This window comes from Streptomyces sp. NPDC053513 (assembly GCF_044544765.1).
In the GTDB taxonomy this organism is placed as follows: Bacteria; Actinomycetota; Actinomycetes; order Streptomycetales; family Streptomycetaceae; genus Streptomyces; species Streptomyces litmocidini.
The window spans coordinates 328626-341997 of the sequence record NZ_JBITXP010000003.1; the positions used below are offsets into that span (position 1 = coordinate 328626).

The following is a 13372-nucleotide window of genomic DNA, read 5'->3' on the forward strand; positions in this document are numbered from 1 at the left end:
CCGGCGCTGTTCCCACCGGTCTGATCCATTCGCATTCCGATTGTCCTCACTCCTCGTACCTGGACCCCGCCGGGCCCGCAGGACCGGTCCGGGGGACCGGCCGGGCCGCCCGCACGGGCGGCCCGGCCGGTTCGGGTCAGCGGGCGTCGAGCGCCCGGCGCAGCTCACCGGCCAGGACGCGCAGCCGCTCGCCCCGCATCACCGTGTAGTGGTCGCCGGGCACGTCGACGAGGGTGGCGTCACCCGGGAAGTACCGCATCCAGCGGTTCGCCGTCTCGACGGTCGCGCCGCCGTCCGCCGCCCGCAGCGACACCACTCGACCGGCGAACTCGCGGGGCGCGTGGCGCAGCAGGGCCCGGTAGTTGTTCCGGAACCGGCCCGCGATGCCGCTCAGCGTGTCGAGGTCGATGTCCTCGGACAGTGCCCCCGCCGCCCGCGCCTCCGCGTGCAGCACCTCCACCGGAGGACGGCCGTCGAAGGCCTCGGCCGGCAGCTCCCAGTCCACACCGGCGAGCCCCGCCAGGTCCCGGGCGAACCAGGACAGCAGCGTCTCGTCGGAGACGGGCGCCCCCTCGGCCGGGCCGGGCTCCACCATCAGGTCGATCACGGTGAGCAGCTCCACCTCGGCGCCCGCCGCGGTGAGCTGGGCCGCCATCTCCAGGGCGATGATCCCGCCCATCGACCAGCCGCCGAGCCGGTACGGACCCTCCGGCAGCGCCTCGCGGACCGCGGCGACGTAGTGCGCGGCCATGGCCTCCACGCTGGTCAGCTCCGTGTCCGGCAGCTGCAGCGCGTAGAACGGCTGTTCGTCGCCGAGGAGTTCGGCGAGCTCCGCGTAGCAGAGCACGTCACCGCCGACCGGGTGCACGAACACCAGGGGAGTCCGCGAACCGCCCGTACGCACCGGCACCAGCGCCTCGCGGCCCTCCTCGCCGCCGTCGGCCTCTCGGACCGCCCGGGCGAGCAGCTCGATGGTCGGCCGCGCGAAGAGGGTGGACAGCGGCAGGCTGCGGCCCGTACCGCGGGCGATCCTGGCCATGAGCCGCACCGCGAGGAGCGAGTCACCGCCGAGGTCGAAGAAGCTCGCGGTCACCCCGATCTCGGCCACGCCGAAGAACTCCGCCCAGATCTCGGCGAGCCGGCGCTCCACCTCGTCGCGGGGCGCGACGAAGCCGGCGCCTTCCGCGGCGACCTCGTCGGGAGCGGGCAGCGCCGCCCGGTTCACCTTGCCGTTGTCGCTGAGCGGCAGCTCGTCCAGGACGAGCACCCGCTGCGGCACCAGGTGCGAGGGGACCACCTGCCGCAGCGCCTCGGTGATCTGCTGCTCGGTGTCGTCACGCCCCTCGTCGAGGACGACGTACGCGATCAGCCGCTTGGGGCCGTGCTGCTCGCCCGCCGCGACGACCGCCGCGCTCCGCACGCCCTCGCACTGGGTGAGCGCGGCCTCCACCTCGCCCAGCTCGATCCGGTAGCCCTGGATCTTCACCTGGGAGTCGAGACGGCCGAGGAACTCGATGGTGCCGTCCGGCAGGAAGCGTCCCATGTCGCCGGTGCGGTAGAGACGCTCACCGGTGACCGGGTGGTGCAGGAACGCGGCCCGGGTCTTCGCCTCGTCGTTCAGATAGCCGCGGGCCAGACCGACCCCGGCGATGTACAGGTCGCCCGGCACCCACACGGGGCAGGGCCGCATCGCGCCGTCGAGCACGTGGAAGCGCTGATTGCGCATCGCCTTGCCGTACGGGATGCTCACGCAGTCGTCCGGGACCTCGCCGATCGGGTGCAGGATCGACCAGATCGACGCCTCCGTGGCACCGCCGAGGCTCCACAGCTCCGCCTCCGGGAGGAGCAGCCTGATCCGGCCCGGCAGGGACACCGGGATCCAGTCGCCGCTCATCATGACCAGCCGGATCGGCAGGCCGGTGAGCCCGTTCGACAGGGCGTGCTCGGTGAACATCTCCATCAGCGCGGGCACGCTGTTCCAGAGCGTCACCCCGTGCTCGCGGACGAGCTCCGCCCAGCGGGCGGGCTCGCGGTGCGCGGCCGGCTCCGGAAGGACCAGGGCGCCGCCCACCGACAGCAGTCCGAACACGTCGTAGACCGACAGGTCGAAGTGCATCGCGGACAGGCCGAGAGCCCGGTCCGCCGCGGTGACGCCGTACCGCTCGTTGACGTCGACCACCGTGTTCAGGGCCGCGCCGTGCTCGATCATCACGCCCTTGGGCAGCCCGGTGGACCCCGAGGTGAAGATCACGTACGCGAGGTCGCCGGGCTTGGCGCCCGACTCCCCGAGCGGAGCGTCCTCGCCCTCGTCCTCGGCCCGCACCACGGTCCTGGCCACACCCCGCGGCCAGTCCGCCGTGTCCTCCACCCACGGCTGGGTGACGACCCGGCTGATCCCCGCGCTCTCCAGCAGCACGTGCAGCCGCTCGACGGGCACCCGGGCGTCGATCGGGACGTACGCCGCCCCGGCCCGCAGGATGCCGAGCGCCGCGACGACCTGCTCCCAGCCCTTGTCCATCACGATCGCCACCAGGTCGCCGGGACCGGCCCCCTGGGCACGCAGCGCGTGCCCCACCTGGTTGGACCTGCGGTCGAGGTCCCCGTACGTCAGGGTCAGCGCCTGCGAGATGACGGCGGGCGCGTCGGGCGTGGCCGCGGCCTGGGCGAGCACCCCGTCGTGCAGCAGACCGTCGGGCACGGGCCCGTCGGTGTCGTTGGCCTCGGCCCGCACCGCCAGATCGGCCTCCGGCACGAGCGCCGGCCGGGGCCGCCGCCAGGCCTCCGGGTCGCGGCACAGCTCGTGCAGCAACCGCTGGTACGCGGCGAACATGGCGTCCACGCAACCCGCCGGGAACAGCTCCTCGATCACGTCCCAGTTCAGGACGAGCTCGCCGGCCTCCTCGACCGCCTGGTGGTCCAGCCACACCTGCGGCGTCCGCACCGAGCTGCTCACCTGACGGCCGTTCTCACCGATCCCGGCCAGGTACTGCACGACCCCGCGCCGCTCGGTGTCCTGCTGCCCCGCGAAGTTCACCAGGCTCGTGAAGACCACCGGCGCGGCGGCCCGCACCGAGGCGCCACGCGCCCGGTTCAGCTCCCGCAGCACCTGCACACCGCTGACCTGGCTGTGCTCCATGTCGCTCCACAACCGGGCCTGCACGTCGTTCGCACGGGTGGCGAACGCGTCCTCGGCCGAGTCGCGGATCTCCAGCATCAGCGTGGTGGAGAAGTTGCCGATGACGTCGCCGACCTGCGGGTGCAGCGGCAGCCGGTTGAAGTACAGCAGGTTCAGACAGAAGTCGGGCGTCGCGCTCCACTCCGCGATCACCTGCGCGTACGCGGTGCACAGCGCCGCCGAGGGACTGACCCCGGCCGCCGCCGCGTACTCCTTGAAGCGGTCCCACTCCTCCTTCGGCAGCGTGGCGCCCCGGTGGTTGAACACCGGCCGGTCCAGACTCGACGGAGCCACCGCCAGCGGCAGCTGGGGCGCGGGCGGCAGGGTGTCGAGACGGTCCCGCCAGTAGGCCAGCGCCCGGTCGTACTCGGGACCGCCCTCCAGCTCACGGGCCTGCCGGACGTAGTCCCGGTAGCGCAGCTCCAGCTCGGGCAGCTCCTCGCCGCGGTAGTGCGCGGCCCACTCCTTGAACAGGATCGACGTGCTGAAACCGTCGATGATCAGGGCGTCGAAACCGGCGTGCAGCCGGATCGTCCGGTCGTCGATCCGGGTCACCCGCACGTCGAACAGCGGCCAGCGGGCGGTGTCGAAGACCTGGTGCCGCATCTCCTCGTGGACGGCGGTCAGCGCGGCCTCGCGCTCGTCCTCGGGCAGGTGGGAGACGTCCGTCTCACGGATCACGTAGGCCGGGACCTCGCGCTGCACGCGCTGCTCGCCCTCGGCGGTGAAGACGGCCCGCAGCATGTCGTGCCGCTCGATCATCGCCCGGAAGGACGCGCCGAGCCGCTCCAGGTCCACCCGCTCCAGGTCGATCTCGATCTGGAAGTAGGTGGAGGTGTTGCCGAGCTCGAAGGCGTCACCCCGGCCGACGAGGTAGGCCTGCTGGAGATCGGTCAGACCGAACGGCTCGTAGCGGTCCCCGTCGTCGTCGCCGGACGCGGCGGCCTCGGCACCGGTCTCCGGGACCTCCTCGTCGGATCCGGCGCCGAGGGCGTCGAGCACGTCGCCGGCGATGTCCTCGGTGCTGCGGCCGTTCAGGAACGCCGTCATCGGCAGCAGGACGTCGAACTCCCGGTTCAGGGACGTCCGGATCTTCATCGCGATCAGCGAGTCGAGCCCGAGCGCCTGCAGCGACTGCCCGGTGTCGAGCCGGGCCGCCACCGTGCCGAGGGCCTGCGCGACGGTCCGCGTCACGAGGGCGCGCACCGCGTCGGGCGCCACGGAGGACGCCGCCGCGGACTCCCCGACCGGGGCCGGAACCGAGGACGGGGCCGGAACCGAGGACGGGGCCGGAACCGAGGACGGGGCCGGAACCGAGGACGGAGCCGGAGCCGCGGGCGTCGGGACCGTGGCCGGTCGCTGCGGTTCGGATGCGGCGGGAGCCGTGTGTACGGCGGCGGGCTCCGCCACCGGCCGGCTCAGGGCCGGGACGAAGCGCACGCCGCAGGCCTCGGCGACCAGCCGGCCCTGCGCGGTGACGAGCCGGATACGCGCCCGGGTGCCGTCCTCGAACAGTTCGGCATGACAGCGGAGCCCGTCCTGGGCGTCACCGCGGTCGTAGTGCACGAAACGGTCGAGAGCGGCCGGCACGAGCGCCGGGCCGTCCATCGGGAAGCAGGCCAGCGCCGTCTGGAACATGGCGTCGACCAGACCGGGGTGGATCAGGTAGCGCTCCGCCTCGCCGGGCAGGGCGGACCGGAGCTCGGCCGTGGCCTCGCCCCGGCCGAGCCGGATCCGCTCCACCCACCGGGCGGCGGAGCCCAGATACAGGGCGCGCTGCCACAGCAGCCGGTACAGCTCGTCCCCCGTCAGCTCGCGGCCCGAACCCACCGACGCGGACGCCACCGTGGGAGCGGCCGGAGCGCCGGACGCGGCCCGGCCCCGCGCGTGCAGCTGCCAGCCGCCGGTCGCGTCCTGCGCGTAGTAGCGGAACAGGTCCCCGTCCACGACGAGCTGGGCGGCGCGCCCTTCACCGGCCGTCGACGGGTCGATGCCGACCGGTTCCAGCACCAGGTCGACGGGGAGCTCCAGGTCCTCGACGGACACCGGGCCCGGCCCGGCGAGCTCGGTGACCGCCTCGACCAACGACTCCACGAGCACACCGGCGCTGACCACCGGACGGCCCCCGACCACGAAGTCACCGAGGCAGGGGTGCGCCACGGCGTCGAGCCGGGGGGCGAACTGTGCCTGGGCGAGCGGCGACGACGGCAGCCGTACGCCCAGCAGGCCACCCTGTTCGGCAGACCGGTCCGGGACTCGCGCCTCGCCGCGCGGGGCGGCGACGGGCTCGTTCCGCAACCAGTAGTGCTGGCGTTGGAAGGGGTAGGAGGGGAGTTCGACGGTCTGGGCGCGGTAGGGCTGGAGGAGGGTGGGCCAGTCGATGGTGACGCCGTGGGTCCAGGCTTCGGCGGCGGACTGGACGAAGCGGTCGAGGGTGCCGGTGTTGCGGTGGAGGGTGCCGACGACGGCTCCGGTGTCGCCGAGGGTTTCGGTGATGCCGGAGACGAGGACGGGGTGGGCGCTGACTTCGACGAAGACGATGTCGGGGGCGGCGAGTTGTGTGATGACGTCGGCGAGTTTGACCTTGCTGCGGAGGTTGCGGAACCAGTAGGCCGCGTCGAGTTCGGTGGTGTCGAGGACGGTGCCGGTGACGGTGGAGTGGAAGGCGATCCGGCCCGAACGGGGTTCGACCGCTGCCAGTTCCTCGGCGAGGGTGTCGCGGATCTCGTCGACGTGGGCGGAGTGGGAGGCGTAGTCCACGGGGATGCGGCGTGCCCACACTCCGGTGGTCTCGCACTGGGCGAGGAGTTCGTCCAGGGCCTCGGGCTGTCCGGCGACGACGGTGGAGGAGGGGCCGTTGACCGCGGCGACGGAGATGCGTCCGTTCCAGGGCGTGAGCAGTTCTTCGGCCTGTGCTTCCGGGAGGCTGAGGGAGGCCATGCCTCCGCCGCCGGAGAGGACGCGCAGGGCTTTGGAGCGCAGGGCGACGATGCGGGCGCCGTCTTCCAGGGTCAGGCCGCCGGCGACGACGGCTGCGGCGATCTCGCCCTGGGAGTGGCCGACCACGGCGGTCGGGTTGACGCCGGCGGTGCGCCAGAGGGCGGCGAGGCCGATCATCATGGCCCAGGAGGCGGGCTGGACCACGTCGACGCGGTCGAGGCCGGGCGCTCCGTCCTCGCCGCGCAGGACCGCGGTGAGGGACCAGTCCACGAAGGGGGTCAGGGCGGTTTCGCAGTCGGTGATGACGCGGGCGAACTCGGGTGAGGAGTCGAGCAGGGCGGTGGCCATGCCCACCCACTGCGACCCCTGCCCCGGGAACACGAACACGACAGGGGCACCGGACGTCCGGCCCGGCTTCGCGCCCGAGACGGTCGAGGTCACGGCAGTGAGCTCACCGGACGCCAGGGCGTCCAGGCCCGCGAGCAGGCCGTCGCGTCCGTCGCCGCCGGGCAGCGCGGCCCGGGATTCGAAGGCGGAGCGTCCGGTGGCCAGGGAGAGGGCCACGTCGGCCGGGCCGATCTCCGGCCGCTCCCGTACGTACGCGGCCAGCCGTTCGGCGGCCTCGGCCAGCGCGTCCGGCGTACGGGCCGACACCAGCCACGGCAGCGCCGTGCCGTCCAGACGGACACCGTCGTCGGGCGTCGTCTCCTCGACCGGCGCGTCGGCCGGGGCCTCGGCGAGGATGACGTGGGCGTTGGTGCCGCTGATGCCGAAGGAGGAGACGCCGGCGCGCCGGGTCCTGCCGTCCTGGGCGGGCCAGGGGCGCGGCGCGGTGAGGACTTCGACGCCGCCGGTTTCCCAGTCGACGAGTTCGCTGGGCTTGCTGACGTTGAGGGAGGCGGGGAGTTCGTCGTGGCGCATCGCCATGACCATCTTGATGATGCCGCCGACGCCGGCGGCGGCCTGGGCGTGTCCGAGGTTGGACTTCAGGGAGCCGAGCATCAAAGGCCGGCCGTCGCGCTGGGTTCCGTAGGTGGCGAGGAGTGCCTGGGCTTCGATGGGGTCGCCGAGGACCGTGCCCGTGCCGTGCGCCTCGACCGCGTCCACGTCCGTGAAGGTGATTCCGGCGTCCTGGACGGCGGCGCGGATGACGCGTTCCTGGGCGGGGCCGCTGGGGGCGGTGAGTCCGTTGGAGGCGCCGTCCTGGTTGACGGCCGAACCGGCGACGACGGCGAGGACGTTGTGGCCGAGGCGGCGTGCGTCGGAGAGCCGTTCGACGACGAGGACGCCGACGCCCTCGGCCCAGGCGGTGCCGTCCGCGTCCGCGGAGAACGACTTGCACCGACCGTCCGCCGCGAGCCCTCGCTGCCGCGAGAACTCGATGAAGGTGTTGGGGGTGGACATCACCGCGGCACCACCGGCGAGGGCGAGCGAACACTCGCCCGCCCGCAGGGCACGGACGGCGAGGTGCAGGGCGACCAGCGACGACGAGCACGCGGTGTCCACCGTCAGGGCCGGACCCTGCAGACCGAGCGTGTAGGCCACCCGACCGGTGGCGACACTGCCGGCGGTGCCGGTCAGGAAGTGCCCCTCGGCCTCCTCCGGAAGCCGGCCCCCACCACCGTAGTCGTGGTACATCACGCCGGCGAACACACCGGTGTCACTGCCGTGCAGCGAACCGGGTGTGATGCCGGCCCGCTCCAGGGCCTCCCACGACACTTCGAGCAGCAGCCGCTGCTGCGGGTCCATCGCCAGCGCCTCGCGCGGCGAGATCCCGAAGAAGGCGGGGTCGAACTCGGCCGCCTCGTGGAGGAACCCGCCGTGCCGGACGTACGACGTGCCGGAGTGGTCCGGGTCGGGGTGGTAGAGACCGTCCAGGTCCCAGCCCCGGTCGGTCGGGAACTCCGAGATGACGTCGCGCTGCTCGGCGACGACCCGCCACAGCGCCTCGGGCGAGTCCACCCCGCCCGGGAAGCGGCAGCCCATGCCGACGATGACGATCGGGTCGTCGTCCGTACGCGGGACGACGGGGGCGACGGGCTGTGCGGGGGCGTTCTCGGCCCGCTCCCGCGCGAGCGAGAGCGTGAAGTCGACGACGGCGGTCGGCGTGGGGTGGTCGAAGACCAGGGTCGCCGGAAGACGCAGGCCGGTCGCCGAGTTGAGGCGGTTGCGCAGCTGGACCGCGAGCAGCGAGTCGATGCCGAAGCTCTTGAACGGCTGGTCCGGGTCGATCCCGTCCGCCGAGTCGCTGCCGATGACCGAGGCGAGCTGGGTGCGGACGACGTCGAGCAGCAGACGGCGGCCCTCCTCCTCGGACAGCCGGCCGAGCCTGCGGCGCAGACCGGACTCGCCGCTCCGCCGCTGCGGGACCCGCACCAGGGAGCGCAGCACCGGGGACAGCGTCCCGGCGAGCGCGTCGGAGCGCAGCGCGGCCGGGTCGAGGCGGGCCGGTACGAGCAGCGGGTTGTCGTCGGTGAGCGCCCGGTCGAGGAGTTCGAGGCCCTGCTCGGTGGAGAGCGGGGCGATGCCCCGGGTCGAGAGGGTGTCGTCGTCCAAGTGGCCGGTGAGACCGGTGCGTTCGGCCCACAGGCCCCAGGCGAGCGAGGTCGCCGGACGGCCGGCGGCGCGGCGGCGGGCGGCGAGCGCGTCGAGGAAGACGTTGCCCGCCGCGTAGTTGGCCTGGCCGGGGTTGCCGAGCACGCCGGCGACCGAGGAGAACAGGACGAAGGCCACGAGGTCCTGATCGGCGGTCAGTTCGTCCAGGAGTGCCGCTGCGTCCACCTTGGGCCGCAGGACGGCCGCGAGCCGGTCCTCGGTGAGCGACTCGACCACGCCGTCGTCGAGCAGACCCGCGGTGTGGACGACGGCGGTGAGCCGTACGCCGTCGAGGAGTCGCGCGAGCGCGTCGCGGTCGGCGGTGTCACAGGCCGCGAGGGTGACCTCCGCGCCCCAGCCGGTCAGCTCGGCGGCGAGTTCCTCCGCCCCGGGCGCGTCGGCGCCGCGTCGGCTGACCAGGAGCAGACGGCGGGCGCCGTGCTCGGTGACCAGGTGGCGTGCGACCGACGCGCCGAGCACACCGGTGCCGCCGGTGACGAGCACGGTGGCGTCCGGGTCGAGCGGGGTGACGCCGGCCGGGTCGGCGACGGAGGCGTGCCGGACCAGCCGGGGGACGAGGAGCGCACCCGCCCGCAGGGCGAGCTGGGGCTCGGTGAGCACGGCGCCGGGCACGGTGCCGGTCTCGTGCGCCTCGTCCGAGTCCAGCAGAACGAAACGGTCGGGGTGCTCGGACTGGGCGGTCCTGATCAGGCCCCACACGGTGGCCTGGGCGGGGTCGGTGACCTCGGGGCCGGCGGCGCCGTCGGTCAGCACCAGCAGGCGGGATCCGGCGAAGCGGGCATCGGCCAGCCACGCCTGGACCAGGCCGAGCGCCCAGCGCGCCGCCTGATGGGCGGTCTCGGCGAGGCCGGTTCCCGTGCTGTCGGAGTCCTGCGGTGTGCTCGGACATCGGGCGGTGACCGGACATCGTACGGCGACCACCTGCGGCACGACGTCCGGGACGTCGGCCAGGTCCGCGACCGGGCACACGTCGACCTCGGCCGTCGCGGCGGCGACCGGCTGCCACTCGACGCGGAACAGCGAGTCGGCGCCCCGGCCGGCGGACAGGTCGGCCGTGAACGGCCGCATCGTGACGGACTCCGCCGACAGGACGGGCTTGCCCGCGCCGTCGGTGGCGCGCAGGGTCACCCCGTCCTCGCCCCGCGGGCTGAGCCACACCCGCAGGGCGTCCGCGCCGTCCGTGTAACGGGTGACGCCGGACCAGGAGAAGGGCAGGACGGTGCCGCCGTCCTCGCGGAGCAGGCCGACCGCGTGCAGGGCCGCGTCCAGGACCGCCGGGTGCACCCCGAAGGTCGTGGCGTCCAGCTCGGCGGGCAGGCCGACCTCGGCGAAGACGTCGCGGCCGGAACGCCAGGCGGCCCGCAGGCCCTGGAAGGCGGGGCCGTAGTCGTAGCCCGCCTCCGTGAGGGTGTCGTAACGGCTCTCGACGTCGATCTCCTGGGCGCCGGGCGGCGGCCACTCGGCGAGGTCGAAGTCCGCGGCGGCGTCGTCGAGGTCGAGCACGGCCGCCGCGTGCCGCATCCACGGGGCGCCCGCGTCGGCGTCCTGCGGCCGGGAGTGCACGGCCAGCTCCCGCTGCCCGTTCTCGGCCGGCGGTTCGAGGGTCACCCGCAGCTGTACGGCTTCGCCGGGCGGAAGCACCAGCGGCGCCTGGAGGGTGAGCTCGGCGAGCCGCCGCCAGCCCACGCGCGCGCCCACGGCCATCGTGAGTTCGAGGAAGGCGGTGCCGGGCAGCAGCACGGTGCCGTGCACGGCGTGATCGGCGAGCCACGGCTGCGTGTCGAGGGCGAGCCGCCCCGTGTACACCAGCCGGTCCTCTTCGACCAGCTCCACCACGGCGCCGAGCAGCGGATGCCCGGCCGAGGCCAGACCGAGCCCACGGGCGTCGGTCGAGGCCGGCTCCGGCTCCAGCCAGTAGCGCTGGCGTTGGAAGGGGTAGGAGGGGAGTTCGACGGTCTGGGCGCGGTAGGGCTGGAGGAGGGTGGGCCAGTCGATGGTGACGCCGTGGGTCCAGGCTTCGGCGGCGGACTGGACGAAGCGGTCGAGGGTGCCGGTGTTGCGGTGGAGGGTGCCGACGACGGCTCCGGTGTCGCCGAGGGTTTCGGTGATGCCGGAGACGAGGACGGGGTGGGCGCTGACTTCGACGAAGACGATGTCGGGGGCGGCGAGTTGTGTGATGACGTCGGCGAGTTTGACCTTGCTGCGGAGGTTGCGGAACCAGTAGGCCGCGTCGAGTTCGGTGGTGTCGAGGACGGTGCCGGTGACGGTGGAGTGGAAGGCGATCCGGCCCGACTGCGGGGTGACGTCCTTGAGTTCGGTCGCCAGGGTGTCGCGGATCTCGTCGACGTGGGCGGAGTGGGAGGCGTAGTCCACGGGGATGCGGCGCGCCCACACTCCGGTGGTCTCGCACTGGGCGAGGAGTTCGTCCAGGGCCTCGGGCTGTCCGGCGACGACGGTGGAGGACGGGCCGTTGACCGCGGCGACGGAGATGCGTCCGCCCCACGTGGCGAGGAGCTCTTCCGCCTGTGCTTCCGGGACCCTGAGCGAGGCCATGCCTCCGCCGCCGGAGAGGACGCGCAGGGCTTTGGAGCGCAGGGCGACGATGCGGGCGCCGTCTTCCAGGGTCAGGCCGCCGGCGACGACGGCCGCGGCGATCTCGCCCTGGGAGTGGCCGACCACGGCGGTCGGGTTGACGCCGGCGGTGCGCCACAGGGCGGCGAGGCCGATCATCATGGCCCAGGAGGCGGGCTGGACCACGTCGACGCGGTCGAGGCCGGGCGCTCCGTCCTCGCCGCGCAGGACCGCGGTGAGGGACCAGTCCACGAAGGGGGTCAGGGCGGTTTCGCAGTCGGTGATGACGCGGGTGAACTCGGGTGAGGAGTCGAGCAGGGCGGTGGCCATGCCCACCCACTGCGACCCCTGCCCCGGGAACACGAAGACGGCGCGAGAGGGGGACACACCGTTCTCGCCGTCGACCTCGCGGGACGCCAGGGCGTCCAGGCCCGCGAGCAGGCCGTCGCGTCCGTCGCCGCCGGGCAGCGCGGCCCGGGATTCGAAGGCGGAGCGTCCGGTGGCCAGGGAGAGGGCCACGTCGGCCGGGCCGATCTCCGGCCGCTCCCGTACGTACGCGGCCAGCTGTCCGGCGGCCTCGGCCAGTGCGTCCGGCGTACGGGCCGACACCAGCCACGGCAGCGACGTGCCGTCCAGACCGGTCCCGTCGTCCGGAGTCGTGTCGTCCGCGGACTGCCCGGCGGGGGCCTCGGCGAGGATGACGTGGGCGTTGGTGCCGCTGATGCCGAAGGACGACACACCGGCGCGCCGGACCCTGCCCTCCTCGGCGGGCCACGGGCGCGGCTCGGTGAGCACCTCGACGCCGCCGCCCGCCCAGTCCACGAGCTCGCTCGGCTTGCTGACGTTGAGGGAGGCGGGCAGTTCGGCGTGGCGCATCGCCATGACCATCTTGATGACGCCACCGACACCCGCGGCCGCCTGGGAGTGCCCCAGGTTCGACTTCAGGGAGCCCAGCATCAGGGGCTGTCCCTCGCGTTCCTTGCCGTACGTGGCGAGGAGGGCCTGTGCCTCGATCGGGTCGCCGAGGACCGTGCCCGTGCCGTGCGCCTCCACGGCGTCGACACCCGAGAAGGTGATTCCGGCGTCCTGCACGGCGGCGCGGATGACGCGTTCCTGGGCGGGGCCGCTGGGGGCGGTGAGGCCGTTGGAGGCGCCGTCCTGGTTCACGGCCGAACCGGCCACCACAGCAAGGACGTTGTGGCCGAGGCGGCGTGCGTCGGAGAGCCGCTCCACGACGAGGACGCCGACGCCCTCGGCCCAGGCGGTGCCGTCCGCGTCCGCGGAGAACGACTTGCACCGACCGTCCGGTGCGAGGCCCCGCTGCTGGGAGAACTCCACGAAGATGCCCGGGGTCGACATGACCGTCACACCGCCCGCGAGCGCCAGCGAGCACTCGCCGGAGCGCAGGGCGTTGACCGCCAGGTGCAGGGCGACCAGCGACGACGAGCACGCGGTGTCGACCGTCAGGGCCGGACCCTGCAGACCGAGTGTGTAGGCGACGCGGCCCGACGCCACACTGGACGTCGTGCCCGTCAGACCGAAGCCGGTGCCGCCCGCGCCCGCCTCGCCGAGGCGGGGGCCGTACTCCTGGGCGATGGCTCCGAGGAACACGCCCGTCTGGGTGCCGTGCAGCGAGCCGGGCGTGATGCCGGCCCGCTCCAAGGCCTCCCACGACACCTCGAGCAGCAGCCGCTGCTGCGGGTCCATCGCCAGCGCCTCGCGCGGCGAGATCCCGAAGAAGGCGGGGTCGAACTCGGCCGCCCCGTCCAGGAAGCCGCCGTCACGCACGTAGGAGGTGCCGGAGTGGTCCGGGTCGGGGTGGTAGAGGCCGTCCAGGTCCCAGCCCCGGTCGGTCGGCAGCCCCGAGATGACGTCGCGCTGCTCGGCGACGACCCGCCACAGCGCCTCGGGCGAGTCCACCCCGCCCGGGAAGCGGCAGCCCATGCCGACGATGACGATCGGGTCGTTGGTGCCCGCCTCCAGTTCACGGACCCGCTGACGGGACTGGTGGAGGTCGACGGTGAGGCGCTTGAGGTACTCGACGAGTTTGTCGTTGTCCGGTGTTGTCAT

Annotated in this window: 1 pseudogene; it reads right to left on the minus strand. The window is 73.6% G+C overall.

The features are described from left to right. Positions 1-136: 136 nt before the first annotated feature. Positions 137-13366: pseudogene (locus ACIGW4_RS07180) on the minus strand (amino acid adenylation domain-containing protein); the annotation flags it as partial. Between the last annotated feature and the right edge of the window lie 6 nt (positions 13367-13372).